Origin of the sequence: Halalkalibacter alkaliphilus, from assembly GCF_023555415.1 — a bacterium.
Classification (GTDB): Bacteria; Bacillota; Bacilli; order Bacillales; family Bacillaceae_D; genus Halalkalibacter; species Halalkalibacter alkaliphilus.
In genome coordinates, this window is the sequence record NZ_JAKRYL010000003.1 from 171,203 (window position 1) to 195,423 (window position 24,221).

The 24,221-nt window shown below is 36.4% G+C and carries 22 protein-coding genes; 17 read left to right on the forward strand and 5 right to left on the reverse strand.

Annotated elements, in window-relative coordinates:
• Window positions 1–13 precede the first annotated feature (13 nt).
• The 3 genes from MF646_RS03955 to MF646_RS03965 all read right to left on the reverse strand — a co-directional run bounded on the left by MF646_RS03955 (window position 14) and on the right by MF646_RS03965 (window position 2,563).
• Window positions 14–1,114, reverse strand: coding sequence for an ABC transporter ATP-binding protein (locus tag MF646_RS03955; RefSeq protein WP_250095193.1), 1,101 nt, complete (start codon window positions 1,112–1,114; stop codon window positions 14–16).
• Between the two features lie 112 nt (window positions 1,115–1,226).
• Window positions 1,227–2,135: a PucR family transcriptional regulator gene (locus MF646_RS03960; protein WP_250095194.1), complete on the reverse strand. Its 909-nt coding sequence runs from the start codon at window positions 2,133–2,135 to the stop codon at window positions 1,227–1,229.
• A gap of 275 nt (window positions 2,136–2,410) precedes the next feature.
• Window positions 2,411–2,563: a YjcZ family sporulation protein gene (locus MF646_RS03965; protein ID WP_250095195.1), complete on the reverse strand. Its 153-nt coding sequence runs from the start codon at window positions 2,561–2,563 to the stop codon at window positions 2,411–2,413.
• Between the two features lie 224 nt (window positions 2,564–2,787).
• Here MF646_RS03965 and MF646_RS03970 point away from each other — a divergent pair, with 224 nt between their 5' ends.
• Window positions 2,788–3,462 carry an NAD(P)H-dependent oxidoreductase gene (locus MF646_RS03970; protein ID WP_250095196.1) on the forward strand — a complete coding sequence of 225 codons (675 nt, stop codon included), beginning with the start codon at window positions 2,788–2,790 and terminating at the stop codon, window positions 3,460–3,462.
• A gap of 96 nt (window positions 3,463–3,558) precedes the next feature.
• On the opposite strand, the gene MF646_RS03975 is transcribed toward MF646_RS03970, so the two are convergent.
• A complete protein-coding gene (locus MF646_RS03975) occupies window positions 3,559–5,397 on the reverse strand; it encodes a DNA ligase D (RefSeq protein WP_250095197.1) in 1,839 nt (612 codons plus the stop codon).
• Window positions 5,398–5,510: 113 nt separating this feature from the next.
• Here MF646_RS03975 and ku point away from each other — a divergent pair, with 113 nt between their 5' ends.
• The 6 genes from ku to MF646_RS04005 all read left to right on the forward strand — a co-directional run bounded on the left by ku (window position 5,511) and on the right by MF646_RS04005 (window position 12,383).
• Window positions 5,511–6,377 (forward strand): non-homologous end joining protein Ku, encoded by an 867-nt coding sequence (gene ku, locus MF646_RS03980; protein ID WP_250095198.1) that lies wholly within the window; start codon window positions 5,511–5,513, stop codon window positions 6,375–6,377.
• A gap of 229 nt (window positions 6,378–6,606) precedes the next feature.
• On the forward strand, window positions 6,607–9,330 hold the full coding sequence (locus tag MF646_RS03985; RefSeq protein WP_250095199.1) for an ATP-binding protein: 2,724 nt from the start codon (window positions 6,607–6,609) through the stop codon (window positions 9,328–9,330).
• 23 nt (window positions 9,331–9,353) lie between these two features.
• Entirely contained in the window at window positions 9,354–10,220 is an 867-nt protein-coding gene (locus MF646_RS03990) for a CheR family methyltransferase (RefSeq protein ID WP_250095200.1), read from the forward strand.
• A gap of 12 nt (window positions 10,221–10,232) precedes the next feature.
• Window positions 10,233–11,822: a response regulator gene (locus MF646_RS03995; protein WP_250095201.1), complete on the forward strand. Its 1,590-nt coding sequence runs from the start codon at window positions 10,233–10,235 to the stop codon at window positions 11,820–11,822.
• Between the two features lie 77 nt (window positions 11,823–11,899).
• Window positions 11,900–12,043, forward strand: coding sequence for a hypothetical protein (locus MF646_RS04000; protein ID WP_250095202.1), 144 nt, complete (start codon window positions 11,900–11,902; stop codon window positions 12,041–12,043).
• 100 nt (window positions 12,044–12,143) lie between these two features.
• Window positions 12,144–12,383 (forward strand): YozQ family protein, encoded by a 240-nt coding sequence (locus tag MF646_RS04005; protein ID WP_250095203.1) that lies wholly within the window; start codon window positions 12,144–12,146, stop codon window positions 12,381–12,383.
• Between the two features lie 128 nt (window positions 12,384–12,511).
• Here MF646_RS04005 and MF646_RS04010 read toward each other — a convergent pair whose 3' ends face one another.
• A complete protein-coding gene (locus MF646_RS04010; protein WP_250095204.1) occupies window positions 12,512–12,655 on the reverse strand; it encodes a hypothetical protein in 144 nt (47 codons plus the stop codon).
• Window positions 12,656–12,825: 170 nt separating this feature from the next.
• Here MF646_RS04010 and MF646_RS04015 point away from each other — a divergent pair, with 170 nt between their 5' ends.
• The 10 genes from MF646_RS04015 to MF646_RS04060 all read left to right on the forward strand — a co-directional run bounded on the left by MF646_RS04015 (window position 12,826) and on the right by MF646_RS04060 (window position 24,156).
• Entirely contained in the window at window positions 12,826–13,065 is a 240-nt protein-coding gene (locus tag MF646_RS04015) for a YtxH domain-containing protein (protein ID WP_250095205.1), read from the forward strand.
• A 186-nt stretch (window positions 13,066–13,251) separates the two neighbouring features.
• Complete coding sequence (locus MF646_RS04020) at window positions 13,252–14,382, forward strand: mechanosensitive ion channel family protein (protein WP_250095206.1); 1,131 nt, start codon at window positions 13,252–13,254, stop codon at window positions 14,380–14,382.
• A 101-nt stretch (window positions 14,383–14,483) separates the two neighbouring features.
• On the forward strand, window positions 14,484–15,983 hold the full coding sequence (locus MF646_RS04025) for a glycine betaine uptake BCCT transporter (RefSeq protein WP_250095207.1): 1,500 nt from the start codon (window positions 14,484–14,486) through the stop codon (window positions 15,981–15,983).
• Window positions 15,984–16,143: 160 nt separating this feature from the next.
• Window positions 16,144–16,671 carry a DUF4309 domain-containing protein gene (locus tag MF646_RS04030; protein WP_250095208.1) on the forward strand — a complete coding sequence of 176 codons (528 nt, stop codon included), beginning with the start codon at window positions 16,144–16,146 and terminating at the stop codon, window positions 16,669–16,671.
• A 189-nt stretch (window positions 16,672–16,860) separates the two neighbouring features.
• Window positions 16,861–18,459 carry a malate synthase A gene (aceB, locus tag MF646_RS04035; protein ID WP_250095209.1) on the forward strand — a complete coding sequence of 533 codons (1,599 nt, stop codon included), beginning with the start codon at window positions 16,861–16,863 and terminating at the stop codon, window positions 18,457–18,459.
• Window positions 18,460–18,501: 42 nt separating this feature from the next.
• Window positions 18,502–19,785: an isocitrate lyase gene (gene aceA, locus MF646_RS04040; RefSeq protein ID WP_250095327.1), complete on the forward strand. Its 1,284-nt coding sequence runs from the start codon at window positions 18,502–18,504 to the stop codon at window positions 19,783–19,785.
• 240 nt (window positions 19,786–20,025) lie between these two features.
• Window positions 20,026–20,922: an AEC family transporter gene (locus MF646_RS04045; protein ID WP_250095210.1), complete on the forward strand. Its 897-nt coding sequence runs from the start codon at window positions 20,026–20,028 to the stop codon at window positions 20,920–20,922.
• Between the two features lie 96 nt (window positions 20,923–21,018).
• On the forward strand, window positions 21,019–21,741 hold the full coding sequence (dapD, locus tag MF646_RS04050; protein ID WP_250095211.1) for a 2,3,4,5-tetrahydropyridine-2,6-dicarboxylate N-acetyltransferase: 723 nt from the start codon (window positions 21,019–21,021) through the stop codon (window positions 21,739–21,741).
• Window positions 21,742–21,824: 83 nt separating this feature from the next.
• Window positions 21,825–23,048 (forward strand): aspartate aminotransferase family protein, encoded by a 1,224-nt coding sequence (locus tag MF646_RS04055; RefSeq protein ID WP_250095212.1) that lies wholly within the window; start codon window positions 21,825–21,827, stop codon window positions 23,046–23,048.
• Window positions 23,035–24,156: an N-acetyldiaminopimelate deacetylase gene (locus MF646_RS04060; RefSeq protein ID WP_250095213.1), complete on the forward strand. Its 1,122-nt coding sequence runs from the start codon at window positions 23,035–23,037 to the stop codon at window positions 24,154–24,156. Before MF646_RS04055 ends, MF646_RS04060 begins: the two co-directional genes overlap by 14 nt.
• The last annotated feature ends 65 nt before the right edge of the window (window positions 24,157–24,221 follow it).

The window sequence follows — 24,221 nt, forward strand, 5'->3', positions numbered from 1 at the left end:
GATTTGATTTATTTTATTTAATTCTTAATTCACTTTCGATATCAAAGAAGTGTACTTTGTTCATATCGAATGCTAGATCAACTTTTTGTCCCATCTTTACATCAGAACGAGCATCGATACGAGCGATAAAGTCTTGACCATCAACTTTAGAATAAAGGTATGATTCCGCACCTAATAACTCAGATACATCAACAGTTGCTGTCAACTTTGTCTCAGGAGATGATTCTAGGAATAGAAGTTCATCATGGATGTCCTCAGGACGAACTCCAAGGATTATTTCTTTATTAATATAGTTTCTTTCTTTTAACGTTTTTAACTTCCCTTCAGGTACTTTAACTTGTACGTCTCCCATTTTAAAGAAACCATCAGCAGTAAGTGAACCCTTAAAGAAGTTCATTGCCGGAGATCCAATAAATCCACCAACAAAGACATTATCTGGATTGTCATATACTTCTTTTGGTGTACCAACTTGTTGAATGATTCCGTCTTTCATAATAACGATTCGAGACGCCATTGTCATCGCTTCAGTTTGGTCATGTGTTACATAAATTGTTGTTGTTTGTAAGCGTTTGTGTAATTTCGTAATTTCGGCACGCATTTGTACACGAAGCTTAGCATCTAAGTTTGATAACGGCTCATCCATTAAGAACACTTGAGGATCACGAACGATTGCTCGTCCTAAAGCAACACGTTGGCGCTGACCACCAGACATTGCTTTTGGCTTACGTTCTAGCATTTCTGTTAAACCTAGAATTTTAGCTGCATCTTTTACTCTTCTATCAATTTCATCCTTTTTAAATTTACGTAGTTTTAAACCGAACGCCATATTATCATATACATTCATATGAGGGTAAAGAGCGTAGTTTTGGAATACCATTGCGATATCACGGTCTTTTGGTGCAACATCATTTACGCGACGGTCGCCGATATAAAGGTCTCCTTTAGAGATATCCTCAAGTCCTGCAATCATACGTAACGTTGTAGACTTACCACAACCTGATGGACCAACGAATACGACAAACTCTTTATCTTGAATATGCAAATTAAAATCAGTAACAGCGGTTACATCCCCATCATAAATCTTGTAAACATTATCTAATCTAATTTCACCCATGTCGATCTCTCCTTTGAATATCTTTAATATAGATAAAGTGTAACGCTTGTAACCGTTTTCGTATACGGTAAAAGTGCATAAAAAAGAATGCATTGTTTTTGTGCACAATGCATTAATGGATGTTTTTTTCTATTAATAGTGATAGATAGATGGAAACAGCGCTTCGAAAATGTCGAATATCAACTCCGGTCTTTTCAATGAATTTATCAACCCGATATTGTAATGTATTTCGATGTAAATATAGTTTTTTAGCAGCGAGAGAGACATTCATATTGCAATCCAAATAGACTTTGATAGTTTGAATTAAATCAGGATCCTCAATAACTTGGTTTAATGTCTGTTCTTTCATTTTAACTAGAGTGTCAGGGCGAGTCTCTCCGATAAGCAGGAATGGAAGTACTTCTGCTCCTTTATATACCTTTTTTTTGTCTATCTGTTTAATCGTTTGGAAATTAGATTTTTCCCAATAATAACGGGTATTTGCCTCAGCTATTGTTACATTGCTAATTCCTATATACATCACGATCTCTAAAAAAAAGTCACTGATGATATTATCAACGATGGATTCAAATAAATTCTCAATTGTATCTGTCATTTTTGGATCAAGATCAATGACCACTCCTGATGATTCGTTTTCCCATAGAATGATTGTTTTTGAAGGAAACATATTTCTGATGGCCTCTGTAAATGCTTCCCGTTCTTGAAGTTCATCTTTTAATTGAAAGTAAACAAAGCGGAACGTTTCACCATTATGACGTTCTGGTTTGACTTCACTTCCTTTAAATAGGATGGATGACCAATATTCCTCTTCAGGCGTTCTAGGGGAAAATTCTTTTTGTTTCGGTAAAGGAGTTAGGAAAATATTTAATAGGTCAAGTTCTTTTTCATGCATAAGGTCTATTGGAAAACCAATCGTTACGTTATCGGGTGTTTTGAACCAATAAAAGTTGTCATCGTATGTAATGTGATCATGACCGACGATGAAGATATCTCCAAAATGAGCTTTAAGCTTGTCTAACATGAATGATCAAATTCCTTTCAAGGTTTAACTTGAAATAAGTATAACAATCTTACAGAACAATATAAAGGTAACATAAGCATTCCACTATAAGTTAGAAGAAAGAAATGATAGAGATATACTCAAATGAAAAAGCTCTTTTCTATAGTTAGGCACTAAAAAATAAAAATTAAGAGACCACTGAAAAGGTAAAAACTGTACCTTTTTCAGTGCCTCCCAATTAACCTTAATTCAGTGCCGTTCTCTAAATCAGCCTTTTTATTTTGGCTTTGAAAAAATTACTTACACCAACTTACACCTAGGATAATAAGCAAAATGACTAGCACTACAATTAGTGCGAAGCCAAAGCCAAATCCTGGGCGGGGTGTTGGGGGACAACAAAATCCACTGTACCCGCCATATCCGCCGTACCATGGACTATAGTAACCCATAACTCACACCACCTTTCAGGAGGGTTACTACACACTATGCATTTGTACTAACTTTAGAGCTAGGTAAGAGTGGAATTTAACAAATATTATTGCTTCCCTTATTCAGTGGCTTTTAGAATAGTTTTGCTAGTATTTTTAGTTCCTTTCATTTGTTTGAACTTTCCATGTATGATACTCTTTTTTGGAAAACTCTACCGCACAATAAAAAATAGGAGAGAAATGATATGTTAGAAAAAGACAAGATAAAAAAGCAAATATTAGATGCGTTTCAGTTTAGACATGCAACAAAAGTATTCGATCCAGATAAAGTTATTTCCGATGATGACTTTCAGTTCATATTAGAAACAGGAAGACTATCTCCAAGTTCCATTGGACTTGAACCTTGGAAGTTTGTCATCCTGCAAAATAAAGAGATGAGAGAAAAGTTAAGAGAGATCGCTTGGGGAGCTGGTGGTCAATTACCGACAGCTAGTCATTTTGTTATTATTTTAGCTCGTACAAGTAAAGATGTCAGGTATGACTCTAATTATATTACGAATCATTTTAGAACCGTGAAGAACGCTCCTGAAAAGGTCGTTAGAGAGCTTCCAGCTCGATACCAAAATTTCCAAGAAAATTTTGGTTTATTGACGACTGAACGTACCATCTTTGATTGGTCATGTAAACAAACGTATATTGCGTTAGGAAATATGTTAACCGCTGCTGCACAAATAGGAATAGATTCTTGTCCAATTGAAGGCTTTAACTATAAGCTTGTTCATAAGTTTCTAAAAGAACAAGGCTTATTAGAAGATGGTCATTTCGACGTCTCGGTTATGGCCGCCTTTGGATATAGAAAGGATGAGCCAAGACCAAAGACTAGAAAAGAATTAAATGATATTGTTACATGGATTAAATAAGGTATGTCTAAAAGTATTTGAGAACTACTTCTAAATGGAAAGAAGGGTGTCTCAATAGACAGGACTAGGGTGAATCAGAAGATCAAAATCTTTGGTTCACCCCTTAATTAATTCTTTCAATTGCGTAAGAATGGCTGTGAAAGCTTCCTTATTATCAACTTCACGGAAAGAAGAGAAAGGGTCTTTTTGTTTTTCTAATCGTTCAATCACTGCTGGTAGTGTAAAAGCATTCGGGGTTAATGAGTCGTTTACTTCATCCCAGTTTAATGGAGTAGCGATGAGCCCTTTTTCGCTCCCCCGAGGGGAATAAGGTGCGACAATGGTTTTGCCTTCATCATGTTGGATGTAATCAAGGTATAGTTTATTGTTTCTGTTTTTCTTCAATCGTTCCGTCGTAAATAAATCGGGTTGCTGCTCACATAAAAACTGGCAAATGAATTGCGTGAAAATCCTTGTCTCCTGATATGTGAAGCGATTCTTTGGCAGCGGAATATATACTTGCAACCCCTTCCCTCCAGATGTTTTTACAAAGGAAGTTATGGTAAATTGGTCAAAGATCGCTTTCATTTGCTTTGCTGCAATAATAGCTAAAGAAAACTCGTTAGCTGATGGAGGATCTAGGTCAAATACAATTTCTGTTGGTTTGTCTGTATATCGTGTTTGAAAGGGGATATGAAGCTCAAGAGCGAGTTGATTCCCTAACCAAAGTAGAGTTTCGATATCATTACAGACGATATAATTAATATCTTCAACCTGTTCGGTCTCAATAAAGTCAGGTGCATAGTCAGGACAATGCTTTTGATAAAAGCTTTCACCTGTTGCTCCATGTGGATATCTAATAACGGTAAGAAGACGCTCACGTAAAAATGGGAGCAAGTAAGGTGCTGCTTTTTGTAAGTAAAGTAAGTATTCATCTTTTGATACTTCAATCGTTGACCAAATTGGTTTATCTGGATTGGTGATTGTAATATTATCAGGAATGGGATGAAGCTGCCGCTGCATATGGTGCCAAGTGCATTCTGGAGGTTCCTGATTAAAATTAAAAGCATGGAAACGTGGTTCACGCAATTGCTTCCCGTCAAAGTCAATACAAGCAATGTCAACGCAAATAGATGGTGGTAGCTCCCATATATTTGGTCCTCGTTTCGTCCCGTTGTTTTCAAAGAAAGCAAATAACGTTTTTTCTTCATCTTCTGTCAGTCCATGCTTAAAAATAACAACCTCTATAAGGTCAGTTCCTTGAAAGATAGCACCGTGAAAATAACCGTTGCTTTTATCGAATTTCGTTAATATAACGGAAACAAAGCGATAGTTCTTTATTTTAAGCCAATTGGAGGTTCGCTTTTCGCTTTCCCACGGACTTGTTGATCGTTTGGCAACGACTCCTTCTCCATTGTTGGAAACAATTTTATTCCACAAATAGCCTTCTTCAGTGAAAACATCGATTAATTGCAGTCGGCTACTGTTTTTATAATCAACAGAAGTAGGTAACCGTTTTTCAGTAAAAAAGCCTTCTAATATTTCTTTTCTTTTTTTTAGAGTTCGGTTAACAAGCAGTTCGCCCTTTAGTCTCATAACGTCAAAAACGATAAAGTGACATGGAAATTCTTTAGCGTGTTTTGTAATATTTGATTGATTTTTCATTCGTCCTCGAACTTGAACCGTAGAAAAATGACTCTGTAAATTATTTCTTAAATTCACAAGTTCTCCGTCAAAAGTGAGTGGTATAAAATCTTTAAGTAAAGGATAAATTTCCTCACAATACTTAATTATTTCAGGGAAATGAAGGTTTAATTCTTTTCCATTTCGACTGATTAACTTAGGTATTTCTTCATCCCAATACAACAAACAACGAAATCCATCATACTTCGTTTCATAAATCCATTCCTCGCCTGAAGGAAGATCGGTTGCAGGGGATAATAACATTGGTTTCATAAATGTCACCTACTTTATCATCTAGATACTATTTAAGCTGTAACAAATGTTAGACAACCATACATAATTGTAGGCAAAAACTTGCATATTAAAAGAAAAAGTAGGTGGTCCTCATGCATACAGTTTGGAAAGGGAGTATTAGTTTTGGTCTTGTTAATATTCCGATTAAACTTCACACTGCAACAGAGAACAAAGATATTAAATTGCGACAAATACACAAAGAGTGTCATACCCCTATCAGCTATCAAAAGGTTTGTCCAGGTTGTGATAAAGAAGTAAAGAATGAGGATATTGTTAAAGCGTATGAATATGCAAAAAACAAATTTGTTGTACTAGATGATGAGGAACTTGAAAAGTTAAAAAAGGAAAATGAAGAAAAGGCAGTTGAGATTATTGACTTTGTGAAACTAGAAGAAATTGATCCAATTTATTTTGAAAAAAGCTATTTTATTGCCCCTGATAACGGTGGGGGGAAAGCGTATTCACTGTTACGCAAAGCATTAATAGAATCAGGGAAGATAGGTATCGCAAAAATCATTATCCGATCAAAGGAACAATTAGCTGTTGTACGTGTATATGAAGATACTCTTTTAATGGAAACGATCCATTTCCCTGATGAAGTGCGTAATGTACAAGATGTTCCGAATGTACCTTCAGAACAATTAGTTGAACAAAAGGAACTGGATACAGCGCTTATGCTTGTTGAGCAATTAACAACATCATTTGAACCTGAAAAATATACAGATGAGTATCGAACAGCATTAATGGAATTAATTGAAGAAAAGAAATCAGGGAAGGAAACGGTTACAGCGGCAGAGAAAGAACCAGCCGCCGCTGCATCGAATGTTACAGATTTAATGTCTGCTCTTCAAGCTTCTCTTGATAAAACAAAAACGAAGAAGCCTACAACAAGAAAGAAGAAAGCACCAGCCAAGAAAAAAGCAGTTGAACCAGCAACAAGCGCAAGAAAGAATGCCTGAGCGAAAAAGAGAATTAGGGATCATTTAAAAAGCTTGTGTGAGAGACCACTGAAAAGGTCATTTTTCACCTTTTTTCAGTGGTCTCTCGTGTTTACCTTTTTAGTGACTACTTTTAGAAGTAACAACGTCGTGGAAGAGGTAAAGCTCCTATTTTCTATAGAACTACTATGTTTTATATAGTAAACTATTAGGTATGATCAAAAAAAGTCAGGAGTAGGTTGTTAAAACGATGAAATTAATTACAAAGCTAATCATTGGGTTGGGCTCAATACTTGGGATTATTATTATCTTGAGTACGACCGTTTTCTACACGTTAACCGAACAAAATACAAGCATGCGTGAAATTGTGACAGAAGACCATCAAAAGATTGTACTAGCGCAAAAGCTAAACTATGAGACAAATACGATAGCCAGAGAAATGAGAGAGCTCTTGCTAATGGACTCAAATGCTGAAGTAACAGAAAAGATCACGATTATTAATGAAGCTTTAGATAATCAAGTAACGATATTAGATTCCCTCCAACAAATAAGCTCATTAAATGAAGAAGAACGGTCTTCAATTACGTCTATCTACCAAACTAGAAATGATTATAATGATATGGTTCAAACGGTTTTATCTTTGGTTTCAACTGATGATTATATAGTGGCAACAAATTATTTAATAAACGAAAATGAACAATTACGAAGAGGTATGATAGAAGAAGTCGACTTATTTGCAGAACAAGAACAGCTACTTCTGATAGATAGATTAACTGATTCAGAAGCTGGTTACCGTAGTACGATTACATATTTAGTTATCCTAACAATTATTTCGTTAGGAGTCGTTACGACTATTACATACTCGATTGTTAAAAATATATCTTCTAGCATTAACAGTGTACGCAAAGTAATAACGAGTGTCAGGAGTCATCCTTTAGATAGGCTACCTCGAATTGAAGTGAAGTCAAAAGATGAAATCGGCGAAATAGCCATTGCCTATAACAATATGGCAGATTCTCTGGAAATCGTAACAAAGCAAGAAAAGGAAATTGCAGAATCGTTAAAAGAAGAGAACTGGATTAAATCGAGATACGCCGAAATTGCAATGAAGTTTCAAGGTATCAAAGACTTAAATGAGTTTGGTACGGTCTTTATGACGAATATTGCACAATTTGTAAGAGCCACTTATGGAGTTATTTATTTGAGAGGGGAAGGAAATACGTTATCTAAAATTTCCTCATATGCCTCTGATGACAGTACCATTGGCAAGGAAAAAATACACTTAGGACAAGGATTAGTTGGACAATGTGCAGCTGATAAAAAACTGATGATTTTTGATCATCTTCCAGGAGGCTATGTGTCCACAACATCTGGTTTAGGAGGAGCTGCTCCAACATCACTTATTCTTTTACCTATCGAATTTGATCAAGAGGTTGTTGGTGTTTTAGAATTAGCTAAATTTGAGCCGTTTTCTCAATCTGAAGTCAGAATTCTAGAACAGCTAAGTCAATCATCTGGATCAAGCATTGAACGGATATTAGATCATATGAAGATTGAAGAGCTACTTACTGAGTCACAAACTCAATCAGAAGAGTTGCAAACTCAATCAGAGGAGCTTCAACAACAGCAAGAAGAGCTTCGCTTAATTAATGAACAATTACACGAACAATTTAAACAATCCGATGAGAAAAAGCAAGAGCTTGAATTGATCAAAAAGGATTTAGAAGAAAAAAATCGAAATATTAAACTTGGGTCAAGGTATAAGTCAGAGTTTTTGGCAAATATGTCGCATGAGCTCAGAACGCCTTTAAATAGCATGTTGATATTATCACAAATGCTAGCTGAAAATGCTAATGGCAATTTAACAAATAAGCAGGTAGATCATGCATCAACGATTTATTCATCAGGACAGGATTTGCTAGACTTGATCAATGATATATTAGATTTGTCTAAAATTGAATCCGGTAAAATTGATGTGTTCCCAGAGGAAGTGCTAATTAGCGACATCAAAGCATTCGTTCAGAGACAATTCGCACCAATTTCTACTCAAAAAGGAATAGATTTTAACATCGTAATTGAGCCCAATACTCCAGCGATTCTCTTTACAGATGACCAAAGGTTAAAACAAATACTTAAAAATTTATTATCGAATGCTTTCAAATTTACTAGTGATGGCAAAGTAGAGCTTCATTTTAAAAAAGGGAAGGAAGCAGATGGGGTAAAAGTTGCCTTTTCGGTTTGTGATACTGGGATTGGAATTGATCCGAGTAAGCAGCAAAGCATTTTTGAGGCGTTCTATCAAGAGGATGGTACGATTACTCGTAAATATGGCGGTACAGGACTCGGGTTATCAATAAGTAGAGAGCTTTCAGAGTTGTTAGGTGGTTATATTGAAGTAGAAAGCACAGAAGGTGAAGGTAGTATGTTTACTTTGTACCTACCAGATTATCACCAACAACCTGAGCTGAATGAATCAATTATTGATGAAGTGGCAGGGACAATTGAGGAAGAGACCTTCATAATAGATGAAGCTATTGAGGAATCAGATGATAAGCTTACGGTGGAAAAGGAACAGGGACAGGATATGACAAAAGAACAGTTAAAAAATAAAACGGTTCTTATTGTTGACGATGATATGCGGAATGTTTTTTCACTAACAGCAGCCTTAGAAATGCAAAATATGAATGTCATTTTTGCTGAAAATGGAATTGACGCTATCGAGGCCTTATCAGAATATGAGGAAATTGATATCGTCTTAATGGATATCATGATGCCTGAGATGAATGGATATGAAGCAATGCAAGAGATTCGCAAAAATGAAAAATGGTCCAAGTTGCCAATTTTGGCATTAACTGCAAAAGCAATGAAGAATGATCGAGATAAATGCATTAAAGCAGGGGCTTCAGATTATATTAGCAAACCTGTAAACATGGAACAACTTCTTTCGCTAATGAAGGTTTGGCTCCATAAGTAGTTTAGAAGAGATGGTGAGTGCCGATGATTGATTCGTCTTTAATCCAAACTCATGAGGAACGCCTGAATGAGATAGAGAGAACAGAAATTGAATTATTACTTGAAGGGATTTATCAAACGTACGGGTATGACTTTCGAAATTATGCCTATTCATCTATTAAAAGAAGGATATGGTACCGTGCTCAAATAGAGGATGTTAAGACCATATCAGAATTTCAGGCAAAAGTGTTGTATCAACCTGAATTGATGAAACAATTGTTACGTGATTTCTCCATTAATGTAACAGAAATGTTTCGAGATCCAAGTTTCTTTAAAACATTTCGTACAGAAATTGTACCCGTATTACGAAATTTACCTTACATTCGTATTTGGCATGCAGGTTGTTCATCAGGGGAAGAAGTATATTCTATGGCTATTGTTTTGTTTGAAGAAGGGCTTCTTGAAAAAACAAAGATTTATGCGACCGATATGGATGAGGAAATTATTGAGAAGGCAAAGCTTGGCAAAGTATCACTTGAACACATGAAATTATACACGAAGAAATACCATCAAGCAGGAGGAAAGAAGGAATTCTCGGTATACTATTCTGTGTGTGATAATGAGGTAGTATTTCATTCTTTCCTTATTGAAAATATTGTCTTTGCTCACCATAATCTAGTAACTGATTATTCCTTTAATGAGTTTCACATGATTGTTTGTAGAAACGTACTTATTTATTTTAATAAGAAACTAACTAATCGAGTGTATTCTCTCTTTTATGATAGTTTAAGTGAAAATGGTTATTTAGGTCTTGGCTCTAAAGAGTCGATTAGCATGTACCGTTCAGCAGAATTATACGAAGAAGTAAATTCTGCTGAGAAAATATATAAAAAAAAATCAGAAGTAAATTAGAGAGGTAATGTTATGTCTGCTCACGAAAAGGTTGCAATACTAATGGTCGATGATCGACCAGAAAACCTAATGGCTTTAGAGGCTGTGTTAGACTCAGAACACTATTTATTAGTAAGCGCAAAGTCAGGGGAAGAAGCTTTAAAGAAAGTATTACAATATGATTTTGCGGTAATTCTATTAGACGTCCAAATGCCAGGTATAAATGGATTTGAGACGGCGGAAATCATCAAACAAAGGAAAAGTTCATGCCATATTCCAATTATATTTATAACCGCGTTAAGTAAAGCGAATGAACATGTTTCAACGGGCTACTTAACCGGAGCTATTGATTACATATTTAAACCATTTAATCCGATAATTCTGCGAAGCAAAGTCGAAGCATTTGTGCAAATTTATCGAAAACAACAAGAAATTGAGGAAAAGAATTCTCAATTAGAAAAACAGTCTGTAGAATTGCAAGAAAAGCAAAATAACCTTGAAAATATTGTTATTGAAAAAACAAAGGAATTGCTAAAAGCGAATGAGGAACTTAAGGTATCTCACGAACGATTCCAAAAGATATTTCAACTTAGTCCTAATTTAATGGCCATTCGTTCATTAGCTGATCAACGATATGTTGATGTAAATCAAAGTTGGATTCAGTTTTCTGGGTATCAGTTCGAGGAGCTTGCTGCATTAACTAATGACGTACTAGCCATTCACTCGGATACAGGGGAGCAAAATGTTGCGGGGGCAAGCCCGAAAGATTTACAAGTAGGTATTTATAATAAAGAAATTACATATGTGACAAAAAAAGGGGAAAGGAGAGAAGGATTGCTTTCAACAGAAACAGCAACGATCAATGGTGAACCTTGCGTCATTAGCACTATTACAGATATAACAGAACTAGTCGATTTAGAAAAAGAGGTTTCCCGCTTAGATCGATTAAATCTAGTAGGAGAAATGGCAGCAGGAATTGCTCATGAGATACGTAATCCGATGACAACCGTACTAGGCTTTCTTCAGTTAGCCAAAAATCAGAGTCATCATCCACAGCCAGAGGAATACATAAATTTGATGATTGATGAGCTGCACCGGGCAAACGGAATCATTACAGAGTTTCTGACGTTAGCAAAAGATAAAGCAAATAATCGAAAGAAAAAAGACTTAAATGAAATTGTAAAGACATTGCATCCTTTACTAAGAGCAGAAGCACTGATGAATAACAAAGTTGTTTTATTAGATTTAACAGAATGTCCATTGCTTTATTTAGATGAAAAAGAAATTAGGCAGTTAATTTTAAATATAGGATTAAATGGTTTAGAGGCAATGGAAGCTAACGGGACATTGACATTAAAGACATACATAAGTAACGAAAACGTTATTCTAGAAATTGCAGACACTGGCCCTGGAATTAAGAAGGAGGTATTGGAAAATATCGGTACACCGTTTTTTACGACAAAAGATGAAGGGACAGGACTAGGCTTAGCTATTTGTTATAGTATTGCCTCACGCCATTGTGCCAATATAGACGTAAAAACAAGTGAAAAAGGAACTTCTTTTATCATTTCTTTTCAGCAGACAGCAGTAGAGACACCGCAAGTTGCAAATAGACTTTCTTAAAAAATCAATATTTTTGTTTACATAAAGCACAAACAGGGTATGGGAATATAAAACACCATTGCAGGAGGTATGTGCATATGAATGGAGATGTTAAATATCCAAGTTTAAGGCGCTCTGTTGAAAAAAACTTAACTAGAAAAACAGATGAAAAAGAAAGACGCTTTATAAAATGGTTAATAAATAAAGCAAATAATAGCAAGATGAATAAGGGAACTTTGTAAAAATGTAAGATTCGATTGGCTGCAAATATGGTCCCAATTTTTCTCATTATATTTTGTCATAGTTGACAAATACTAACGGAGAAAGAAGGAGGGGTTTATATTGGCTAATCAGAAGGATAAAAATTCCGTAAAGTCATCAGAAGGCGTCGCAGAGAATTCATATCAACCTTCCGATTATAAAAGTACAGAGGAAGTTGAACAAGGATTAGCGGCAACGCATGAGCAAGTAAGTGATGCCTATGTTGAAGGCACGATTGATGGTCAAATTGATAATTATGAGGGACAAGATTTAGATCTTTCAAATGAGGGTTATCAAAAAGATGGGTCTAAAGAAAAGTAAATAATAAGGCTGGAGGTGTCTAAGTGGTTGAAACCTAGGCACCTTCTTTTTGTAGTTTGAGGTTTTTAAATGAAAAAAGGGTGCTAGAAGATAAACCATCTTTCCGAGCACCCAAAACATAAGGAAAATTATTTAAATAATTTTCTTATCGCTTTTCCAGAAGTGCGTCCAACTACACGTCTTCCTATTCTCTTTCCAACCTTGCCTTTTCTAACGGCATCAATATCATTCCAAATTCTGAGCATTTTATAGATCGATGATTTTAAGCTCAAATAAATCTACTCCTTTTGCTAATGTATTTTTAAGTGTACCACAAAAGGGACTGAATATTTGCTACCTTTACAGAAGCAACAATCGTTAAATCTGATTTAGTTGGCTCGTATAACAATTGTAGTTTGTGTAAAAGTAAAGATGAGACGAAAAATGGGAGGGATTAGATTATATGTTTAAAAAGTCAAAACCATCCACGTCAAGTTATATCGTAAGTTCAATTGTTGGTGGTGCTATAGGAGCGGCAGGAGTTATGTTTTTGAATAGTGAACGAGGACAACAATTTCGAAAAGAAATGAGTAACCAAATGAATCAACCTTTATCTGAAACTTTAGTGGAGATGGGCAAAGAGTGGGCGGATTTTGGTGACGTTGTTGATGCAAGAACAAAGACCTCGGAAAATGATGAATAAAATCATGTTGAGGTATTTTTAATTAGAGTTCAAAAACGGGGCTTCCCAAAGGTCAAAGGACTTTTGGGAACCTGCTTTAATTATTTTTGACAAAATACAGAAAAGCAAGAGTATAATACAATATTGTTTCCTATACCATTTTGTCCTACCTATGATAAAATACTATATGAAAAAGGTGGGATTTTAATGGAGATCGATAATTGGAAATGGGATGCTTTTGTTCATTCCTTAAACCGTTTAGAATGGGCAGATATTGGAATAGCAATTGCTATATTTTCAGTGTTTTTGTTATTTAGGAAATTATTTACTAGATATATTTTCAAACTCATTCTAATGATGCTAAAAAAAACACCAACGGAGTTCTTTTCAAACCTCCTTATCTCGTTTGAAAAGCCGATTCGAGCATTATGGATTGTAATAGGTACATATTTAGCCCTTGTGTATTTGCCCTTTCATTTTACAACCATTGAATTTGTCGAACATCTATATCGATCGATCATTATTATGATAATTGGCTGGGGGCTTTTTAACTATACATCGGAATACTCAATGGCAATTATTAAACTTGCCCGTAATATTGACTTAGATGAGCAAAGTATGTTCGTTCCCTTTGTATCTAAAATTTTGCGCTTTGCTGTCATCGCTTTAGTTATCGTTGTTGTTGCAAGTGAGTGGGGATATGAAATTAGTGGTTTTATAGCTGGATTGGGTCTTGGTGGACTAGCTTTTGCTTTAGCAGCTCAAGATACAATAGGGAACTTTTTTGGTGGAGTTATTATTATTACTGAGAAGCCATTTTCTAAAGGGGATTGGATTCAAACTCCTTCGGTTGAAGGAACAGTCCAAGACATTAGCTTCAGAAGTACACAAATTCGGACGTTCTCCGATTCGATCGTTACCATTCCGAATTCTACTTTAGCTAATGAGCCTATTACGAACTGGTCAGAGATGGGGAAGCGTCGAATTGCGTTTACAGTTGGTGTAACGTACTCAACTCCAAAAGAGAAGCTTCAAACTTGCGCGAGACGAATTGAATCTGTTCTTAGATCTCATGATGAGATTGATCAAGATTTAATCATGGTTCGTTTCAACGAATTTAATAGTTCTAGTTTGGATATTTATATTTACTTTTTTACAAAAACGATTGTCTGGGTTGAATGGTTTAGAATTAAAGAAGAAATTAATTTTGAGATCTTGAAAATATTAGAAGAAGAAAATGTATCGGTTGCATTCCCAAGCAGAAGCATTTATATGGAAAAAGATCGTAAAGAAAATCTTGAAGAATTGATGATGAAAGAGAGCTCAAGCGAAAGCTAAGCTCTCTTTTTGTATGGCTTGCTTTCAAATTAATAATTATTTGTATTTTGTCACAAGCTAATTAAGAGAGATGGCAGTAGGAAAGGAAGGAGATATAAAGCGTGAAGAATTTAACCATTACTTATAAGATATCGGTTGTTATTGCTCTCGTTTTTGTTATTTGGGGAGCGTTGTTTCCAGAACAACTAGGGAATTTAATGGGTATTGCACAAGCCTTTTTCTTAAGTGCATTTGGCTGGTTTTATAACTTAGCGGCTACATTCTTTTTGATTTTTTCACTAATTTTAATTTTCAGTAAGTACGGAAAGATCAAGCTAGGTAAAGATACAGATAAACCAGATTTCAATAGAGCGACATGGTTTGCGATGTTATTTAGTGCGGGCATGGGGATTGGTCTATTATTTTACGGAGTATCTGAGCCTGTTTCCCATTATGCTGCACCTCCAACTGGTGAAGGAAGTACTGAAGCATCTGCTCTTCTTGCTCTCCGGTATACGTATTTGCATTGGGGCTTTCATGCTTGGGCCATCTATGCAGTTGTAGCCTTAGCGCTTGCTTATTTTAAATTTCGTAAAGATGCACCTGGTTTAATGAGCTCAACATTGCACCCTGTTTTGGGAGATCGTGTTAATGGTCCGCTTGGATACACCATTGATATAATTGCCGTATTTGCTACGATCTTTGGTGTGTGCGCTTCACTTGGGCTAGGAGCTCAACAAATTAATGCTGGGTTAGGATATTTGATAGGAATCCCTGTTAACTTTACGGTACAATTAATCATTATATTGATCATTACTGTATTATTTATCCTTTCTGCGAGTACGGGAATCAAGCGTGGAATTAAATATTTAAGTAATACGAACATGGTCTTAGCTACACTCTTGTTGATTGCAATGGTTATATTAGGACCTACATTGTTTTTGTTTAATTTATTTACACATACATTAGGTGAGTACATTCAGAATTTGCCTCAAATGGGTTTGAGGATTTTTCCGTTTGATGAGGAAAGGGCTGAATGGACACAAGGTTGGACAATCTTTTACTGGGCATGGTGGATTTCATGGTCACCATTTGTAGGAATGTTTATTGCAAGGGTTTCTAAAGGACGTACGATTAGAGAATTCACGATCGCCGTGCTAGTCGTCCCAACCCTTGTCTGCGCATTCTGGTTTTGCGTATTTGGCGGGACTGGGATAAACTTGGACTTATTACAGGGAATTGATGTAGCTGGACAAAGTTTAGAAACGGGTCTGTTTTTTGTTTATGATCATCTTCCTTTAGGTGGTGTCTTATCAGTTATTACGGTTCTGCTGATTACAACATTCTTTATTACTTCTGCAGATTCAGCGACATTTGTTTTAGGAATGCAAACGACGGAAGGCGATATGGATCCATCTAATTTTATAAAGATTTCTTGGGGGTTAATCCTTTCTGCTTCGGCTATAGTATTAATGGCATCTGGTGGCTTGCAAGCACTTCAAACAGCGATAATAGTTAGTGCTTTCCCATTAACCATCGTTCTGTTAGTTATGAGTGTTGGTATTTTGAAAATATTTAAAACCGAAGTTAGGGGCTTTAAGAAAGCGCGGAAAGAAGGGTAAAAGAAAGTTGGATGACTAGCTATTCTGTATATCATACAGGAAGGTTGTGTCATCTTTTTTTGTTGTCATGATGAGTTATAAATTACATATAACGATAAGGTTAATTTTCTTCATGTTCGTCAAAGCTTTTATTATTCGGATTTACTAAGAGGTGAGCGATTTGAAGAGTGTATTAACTATCATTTTATTGTCGTTATTAGTAGGGTGCGGACAAGTTTCGGGTGAAAATTTAAGTGAAAGAAATCAGGATCAGTTCTCTTTACCTGTCATGAGTAATAATGATTCGTTTCTTTCTTTTAAATGGATAGAAGAAGGGTATAATGGTATGTTCTCACCTATTCAGGCTAACATAGATCATAGCATGGATAAGGTGATGGAACAATTAGGTGAACCTAGAACGCAAGGACATCATGAAGGTGGTGTTTATTGGGAATATGAGCAGGCAACCTATTTTTTCGACCCAATTACGAATAAAGGTGTGGCTATTGCAATAGATGTTGAAGAACATCAACTTACAAGTGAGGAAATGAGAAAACAACTGGGCACCCCTGATCAAAGTGAGATGAATGAAATGAATGGGTATTGGATGTTTGTATATAAATTAGAGGATTATGAATTACTTTTTGAAGCAAAATCAGAGAAAGATATTATATCATACGCTTGGCTAAGAAAAGCAAACAAACACTAAAGAAAAAAGCCTTTAGCGAAGGAGTTCCAAGGTCCAAAAGAGACCAAATTGGAGCTCCTTTGTTATTGGGCATAGAAAATTCAGAAAAAAAGAAAAAAATGGTTGCGGAAACAACATTGCTGTTATATGATAATATCATAATATAAACACTGTATTAATACAGGTTGGGAGAAGAGGGGGAGAAAATTAGTGAGGCAGAAAACGAAGCAAGGGTTACAAGTGGTTGGTCTAGTAGATCAGAGTTGTCATGAAATTTTAACGACAGAGGCTTTAGCATTTGTTGAAGGGTTATGCAGAACATTCAACGGGCGTCGTGAGAAACTTTTACATCGGAGGCAAGTACGACAAGAGGAATTGGATCAAGGAATATTGCCCACATTTCTAGACTCTACTAAGCATATTAGAGAAAGTGAATGGACGATTGCTCCACTTCCGAAAGATTTACAAGATCGTCGGGTTGAGATTACGGGTCCAGTTGAACGTAAAATGGTTATTAATGCATTAAATTCGGGTGCACATGTTTTTATGGCTGATTTTGAAGATGCGAATGCTCCAACTTGGGAAAATACAATACAAGGACAAGTGAATCTCCGTGATGCAATTAGAAGAACGATTTATTATGAAAATACGAAAACAGGTAAAAGTTATCAGTTGAATGAGAATACCGCAACCTTGGTTGTAAGACCACGTGGCTGGCACCTAGAAGAAAAACATCTAGTATTAGACGGTCAGCCAGTTTCTGCAAGCCTTGTTGATTTTGGTTTATATATGTTTCACAATGCTAAGGAATTAATAAGTAGAGGAACTGGACCATATTTTTATTTGCCAAAAATGGAAAGTCATCTTGAAGCTAGGTTATGGAATGATGTATTTATCTACGCTCAAAAACAATTAGCTATCCCAAAAGGGACGATTAAAGCAACCGTCTTAATTGAAACGATTCTAGCATCTTTTGAAATGGACGAAATTTTATTTGAATTAAAAGATCACTCAGCAGGTTTAAATTGTGGACGTTGGGATTATATATTTAGCTATTTAAAGCGTTTTAGAAATCATCCTGATGTGGTACTTCCAGATCGTAGTCAAGTAACTATGACGACTCCATTTATGAGAGCATATTCGCTTTTAACGATTAAAACTTGTCACAAGAGAGAAGCGCCGGCTATTGGAGGGATGGCTGCGCAAATTCCTGTGAAAAATGATGAAGAAAAAAATAGAGAAGCGTTTGAAAAGGTGCGCATAGATAAAGAGAGAGAGGTACGTGATGGGCATGATGGTACATGGGTAGCACATCCAGCTCTTGTACCTGTAGCAAAAGAAGTGTTCAATCACTATATGCCAACACCTAATCAAATTGGCAAAAAGAGAGAAGATGTAGAAGTTAGTGCATGGGAATTAATCGAAGTGCCTGCTGGGTCAATTACAGAGGATGGTCTTCGCATGAACATTAGCGTAGGAATTCAATATATCGAATCTTGGTTGAATGGGAATGGTGCAGTGCCAATTCGAAATTTAATGGAGGATGCAGCAACAGCAGAAATTTCCCGTGCACAAGTATGGCAGTGGATTAGACATCCAAAAGGGGTACTTGATAATGGAACGGATATCACCTTAGAACTTGTTAAACGCATTCAAGAGGAGGAGTTAGAAGTTATACGTGCTGAACTAGGAGAAGAGAGGTGGGAACGGGGAAGATTTGACGAAGCTGCAAATTTATTTACTAAGTTAATTGAAGATGATGAATTTGAAGAGTTTCTAACGCTACCTGGTTATCAACTACTAAACTAATAATATAAATAAAGATAGGGAGAGATGGAAATGAGTATGCGTATGGAATCTAGACAAATGGAAGTAAGACAGTTGGAGAAAAAATGGGGAGAAGATCTAAGATGGAATGGGATTGAAAGACCTTATTCAGCTGAAGATGTTGTTCGTTTAAGGGGCTCTGTTCAAGTTGAGCATACACTTGCTAGAAGAGGTGCTGAGAAGCTATGGAAGTTATTAAAGGAAGAGGATTACGTGAACGCTCTAGGTGCACTAACTGGTAATCAAGCTGTTCAACAAGTGAAGGCAGGTTTGAAAGCTATCTATTTAAGTGGGTGGCAGGTAGCTGCTGATGCGAATCTTGCTGGACAAATGTATCCAGATCAAAGTCTATATCCAGCTAATAGTGTTCCAAGTGTTGTGAAGCGGATCAATCAAGCATTGCAGCGGGCTGATCAAATTCAACACATGGAGGGGAAAGGGAATATTGATTATTTTGCTCCAATTGTAGCAGACGCAGAAGCTGGCTTTGGTGGGCAACTGAATGTATTTGAATTAATGAAAGGAATGATTGAAGCAGGGGCCGCAGGTGTTCACTTTGAAGATCAGCTTGCCTCAGAAAAAAAATGCGGTCATCTCGGAGGAAAAGTCCTTATTCCAACACAGACAGCTATTCGTAATTTAACAGCAGCACGACTTGCGGCGGATGTAAGTGGAGTGCCAACGATTATTGTTGCTAGGACGGATGCAGATGCGGCTGATTTAATCACTAGTGATATTGATCCAGCTGATCAACGATTTATTACAGGGGAACGAACACCTGAAGGATTTTATCGAACAAATGCAGGAATTGATCAAGCAATTGCAAGAGGTCTTTCTTATGCCCCGTATGCTGATTTAATTTGGTGCGAAACATCAAAACCGTCGTTAGAAGAAGCGAAACAGTTTGCAGATGCCATTCATGCACAGTTTCCTGGTAAAATGCTTGCTTACAATTGTTCGCCTTCATTTAACTGGGAAGCAAATCTAGATAAAGAAACGATTGAAACGTATCAAGTTGAGTTAGGTAAAATGGGTTATAAATTTCAGTTTGTAACACTTGCAGGCTTCCATGCACTTAATCATAGTATGTTTGAACTCGCTCATGGATATAAAAAACGTGGTATGGGTGCATACTCTGAATTACAACAAGCAGAATTTGCGAGCGAACAAAAAGGATATACAGCAACAAGACATCAGCGCGAAGTAGGAACTGGCTATTTTGATGAAATTTCTCAAGTTGTTTCTGGAGGTACGTCATCGACAACGGCTTTAAAAGGATCAACAGAGGAAGCGCAATTCCAAAAGTAAGAAATATAAGTTAAAAAATAACAGCCTCTGCATTTTTTTATGCAGAGGCTGTTATATTACAGTTATAAATTTTAGTGTTTGTGTAATACAGTTAACTTGTTGTCGGATTAACTCTTTCTTTGTATCATTATTCATTTTCTTGCCGGGGAAATATTTCATTTGACCTATCCATATTAAACAATAGAGGCGTATAATTAACGATATGCCTAATGATAGAAATGTGAGTTGGAGAGGATTCAAATGGATATTTTTATTCAAGTGGTTTTGCCTGTTTTTTTCGTGTTTATAATTGGATTCATAGTACAGAAATGGAAGAAAACTGATATAAAACCGGTATCAACGGTTGCTATATTTATCATGACACCTTGTTTAGTATTTCGAACATTTTATAGTTCAGAATTAGATGTTCAATCATTATATATGGTTATTTTTTCTATTATCCTACTATTCAGTTTAATAGTCATCAATAAAATCTACGTAAAAATAATGAGATACAATCAATCAATGGAAAGTGGTTTGATCCTGTCAACTGCTTTTATGAATGCAGGAAACTACGGTGCCCCTATTATATTGTTTGCATATGGTGAAGAGGCATTTGCGTATGCCGTTATGTTTCTTGTCTTACAATCCATTGTAATGAATTGTTTCGGTGTTTATTATGCTGCTAGAGGAAAGGCTGGGTTTGGGGTTGCACTTAAAGAAGTGTTTAAAATGCCGGCAACATATGCTGTGGTTATTGGCCTTTTCTTGAAAATATTTAATGTGTCATTACCAGACAATGTCCTTGTAACAGTGGATATCATAGCAGAAGCAGCCATTCCAACAGTGATGATTATTTTAGGAATGCAATTGGCTAGAATTCAATGGGGGGGATTTGAATGGGGAAAAGTAACTTATTCTACTTTTGTTAGACTGCTTGTTTCTCCAGCTATTGGGTTTGGTATTACGTTATTGCTCCCTATGGATCCAACAATGGCAAAAGTGTTAATTGTTTCTTCGGCCATGCCATCAGCAGCGACAATTGTCATGTATGCAGTTCAATTTGATGCACATCCTAGACTTGTCTCTAGTGTAACGTTAGTTTCTACAATTCTCAGTGTCATAACAATTACATTGTTGTTAGTTATACTAGGATGAAAACAATGTCGAAAAACAGGCTTTTTCCATTGCTTTTTTTCGGTGAAATCTTTATCATAATGAAGAGATTGTTTTAGAAAGGTAGGAGGACGAAACATGAAAATGATGGATGCAAATGAGATTATTCAATTTATCTCTAAAAGTGAAAAGAAAACTCCAGTTAAAGTACATATTAAAGGTGAGTTAGAGGGCTTAAACTTTGGAGCTGATACAAAAGCGTTTATTACAGGTTCTGTAGGGGTGCTTTTTGGTGAGTGGAGTGATATTGAGCCTGCATTAAAAGAAAATGAAGCGAAAATTGAAGACTATGTTGTTGAAAACGATCGCCGCAATTCTGCAATACCGCTTCTTGATATGAAAGGAATACAAGCGCGCATTGAGCCTGGTGCTATCATCCGGGATCAAGTTGAGATTGGGAACAATGCGGTTATTATGATGGGGGCAAGTATTAACATCGGTTCTGTCATTGGTGAAGGAACGATGATTGATATGAACGCTGTATTAGGAGGACGTGCAACAGTAGGAAAGAACTGTCACATTGGTGCAGGTTCTGTCCTAGCTGGAGTAATCGAGCCACCTTCTGCAAAGCCAGTAGTAGTTGAAGACGATGTAGTAGTTGGTGCGAATTGCGTTATCTTAGAAGGTGTAACTGTAGGAAAAGGTGCTGTTGTAGCTGCTGGAGCAATCGTAACTGAAGATGTTCCTCCTAATACAGTAGTAGCTGGTACACCAGCACGTGTTATTAAAGAAATTGATGAAAAAACAAAAGGAAAGACAGAAATTAAGCAAGAACTTCGTCGTTTAAATGAAGATAGATAAATAAGTGGACAAGCAGCTTTGTTGTTAGGGATGATCCTTTCGGCAAAGCTCTTTCCATACTTAGAGTGAAAGGGGAGCATTCTGTGTCAAACTGGATAGAACGTGACAAACAAGTGATTATGGCTACATATGGACGCTTACCAATTGTGATTAATCGTGGAGAAGGAAACTATCTGTATGATGAAGATGGTAAGAAATATTTAGATTTATTTACAGGTTTGGCAGTTAATATATTAGGCCACTCTCATCCTGAAGTTACGAAAGCACTTACGAGTCAAGCATCTAAATTTCTTCACATATCAAATTATTTTTATAACAAACCAGCGATTACTCTTGCTGAAAAGATGCTAGCACATTCAATTAAGGGAAAAGTATTCTTTTCGAATTCTGGGGCTGAAGCAACAGAGGCTGCATTAAAGTTTGTTCATAAGTGGTCAAAAGATCAAGAGGAAGAACGTAATGGAGTCGTTGTCCTAAAAAAGAGTTTTCACGGAAGAACACTAGGAGCTTTAAAGTTAACGAGGCAAGCAGGGGTTTATCAAGACTTCCCTGTAACAGATACACCTGTTTATGAGGTGGAACCTCATAATGTGAATGCCTTAAAAGATATATTTGAGGTAAATAAACCTGCTGCTATAATTGTTGAACCAATCTTAGGATCTGGTGGTATTGTTACACTTGAAAAAGAATACTTACAAGAGATCTCAAGACTTTGTAAGAAATATGGTGTCCTCTGTTGTATGGATGAAATCCAAACAGGAGTTGGGCGTACTGGACAATTTTTTGCGTACCAACATGCGGGGATTGAACCTGACGTTATTCTTTTTGCAAAAGGGATTGGCGGAGGTCTTCCGCTTGGGGGGATTATTGTTGCAGAGCGTTATGCTCACTTGTTCAAACCTGGTGATCATGGTACAACCTTTGGACCATCTCCATTAAGTGCGGCATTAGGGAATGCAGTTATTGATGTATTGATGGAAAAAGGTCAGCTTGAAAAAGGCAATCGTGTTGCTTCAGAGCTACATGAATTAGTCACAAAATTACAAGAACAGTTTCCAAGTGTAATCTCTAGTGTCCGTGGCAAAGGCATGATGCTTGGTATTGTCATGAACCTTGAGGCTTCATCAGTTAAAGAGATTCAACGTCAGTTACTTGAAGAAGGACTAATGGTGGATGTGACCCAACAAACAATCATTCGATTATTGCCACCGTTAACACTGACTAGTGAAGAGGTAGTTTTATTTATTAAGGCATTTGAAGAAAAGCTACAAAATGTATTGAAGGTGGACTCTAATGTTATCAGTTGAGCAACTCACAAAAATACGGCGTGATTTACATCGTATTCCAGAAATTGGTTACAAAGAAGTGAAAACACAACAATACCTATTAGGACAGATTGCTCAATTCCCCCAAGAGCTGTTAACGATAAAAAAATGGAAAACAGGAATATTAGTTCATGTGAAAGGATTAGATTCTTCTAAAACTATTGGATATCGTGCAGATATTGACGGGTTGCCAATTGTTGAACAAACGTCTTATACGGATTTTCGCTCAACACATGAAGGAGCAATGCATGCATGTGGACACGACCTTCACATGACCATTGCCTTGGGTGTGTTATCGTATTTCGCTCATCAACAACCAAAATATAATCAAGTGTTTATTTTTCAACCTGCTGAAGAAGGACCAGGTGGTGCTAAGCCTATGCTCGAATCAGCAGAGTTAATTGAATGGAAACCTGATAAGATTATGGCTCTTCATATTGCTCCTGAGTATCCAGTTGGTACGATCGCAATCAAGACAGGCTTGTTATTTGCAAATACGTCTGAGTTATTTATAACGTTAAAAGGAAAAGGTGGACATGCAGCCTACCCTCATACTGCTAACGATATGGTCGTTGCGGCCAGTCATCTTGTAACCCAATTACAAACGATTGTATCTAGGAATATTAATCCGTTAGATGCTGGTGTTGTAACAATAGGAGTTATTAAGGGTGGGACAAAACAAAATATTATTGCTGATACGGCTGTGATTGAAGGAACGATTCGAACACGTTCAATCGAGACAATGAAGTTAATAAAAAAACGAATTGAAGATCTTTCAAAAGGGATGGAGACCGGTTTTAATTGTTCCATTTCCATAGATTATGGAGCTAATTATTGTCAAGTTTATAATGAGGAAAGTGCTACAAACGATTTTATTGAATATTTGAAAGGTCAGGAATCGGTTAACCTTGTTATATGTGATGAGGCAATGACTGGGGAAGATTTTGGTTACTTCTTAGAAGAGATTCCCGGCTTTATGTTTTGGCTCGGTGTTGATAGTAAGTATGGGCTTCATGATGCGAGATTAGAACCAAATGAGAATGCCATTGGCTTTGCGGTTCAAACAATTGTTAACTACTTAGCTAAGTAAATAAGGAAGGCTGTCTAAAAAAGTCAAAGAACAGACTTTTTTAGACAGCCTCTTTTTATAAGCGT

Coding starts and splice junctions, on each gene's coding strand:
- MF646_RS03960 (WP_250095194.1), bottom strand. CDS start 2,135: ATGTTAGACAAGCTTAAAGCTCATTTTGGAGATATCTTCATCGTCGGT.
- MF646_RS03965 (WP_250095195.1), bottom strand. CDS start 2,563: ATGGGTTACTATAGTCCATGGTACGGCGGATATGGCGGGTACAGTGGA.
- MF646_RS04060 (WP_250095213.1), top strand. CDS start 23,035: ATGTTATCAGTTGAGCAACTCACAAAAATACGGCGTGATTTACATCGT.
- MF646_RS03985 (WP_250095199.1), top strand. CDS start 6,607: ATGAAATTAATTACAAAGCTAATCATTGGGTTGGGCTCAATACTTGGG.
- MF646_RS03955 (WP_250095193.1), bottom strand. CDS start 1,114: ATGGGTGAAATTAGATTAGATAATGTTTACAAGATTTATGATGGGGAT.
- dapD (WP_250095211.1), top strand. CDS start 21,019: ATGAAAATGATGGATGCAAATGAGATTATTCAATTTATCTCTAAAAGT.
- MF646_RS04045 (WP_250095210.1), top strand. CDS start 20,026: ATGGATATTTTTATTCAAGTGGTTTTGCCTGTTTTTTTCGTGTTTATA.
- MF646_RS03990 (WP_250095200.1), top strand. CDS start 9,354: ATGATTGATTCGTCTTTAATCCAAACTCATGAGGAACGCCTGAATGAG.
- MF646_RS04000 (WP_250095202.1), top strand. CDS start 11,900: ATGAATGGAGATGTTAAATATCCAAGTTTAAGGCGCTCTGTTGAAAAA.
- MF646_RS04020 (WP_250095206.1), top strand. CDS start 13,252: ATGGAGATCGATAATTGGAAATGGGATGCTTTTGTTCATTCCTTAAAC.
- MF646_RS03995 (WP_250095201.1), top strand. CDS start 10,233: ATGTCTGCTCACGAAAAGGTTGCAATACTAATGGTCGATGATCGACCA.
- MF646_RS04015 (WP_250095205.1), top strand. CDS start 12,826: ATGTTTAAAAAGTCAAAACCATCCACGTCAAGTTATATCGTAAGTTCA.
- MF646_RS03975 (WP_250095197.1), bottom strand. CDS start 5,397: ATGAAACCAATGTTATTATCCCCTGCAACCGATCTTCCTTCAGGCGAG.
- MF646_RS03970 (WP_250095196.1), top strand. CDS start 2,788: ATGTTAGAAAAAGACAAGATAAAAAAGCAAATATTAGATGCGTTTCAG.
- aceA (WP_250095327.1), top strand. CDS start 18,502: ATGGAATCTAGACAAATGGAAGTAAGACAGTTGGAGAAAAAATGGGGA.
- ku (WP_250095198.1), top strand. CDS start 5,511: ATGCATACAGTTTGGAAAGGGAGTATTAGTTTTGGTCTTGTTAATATT.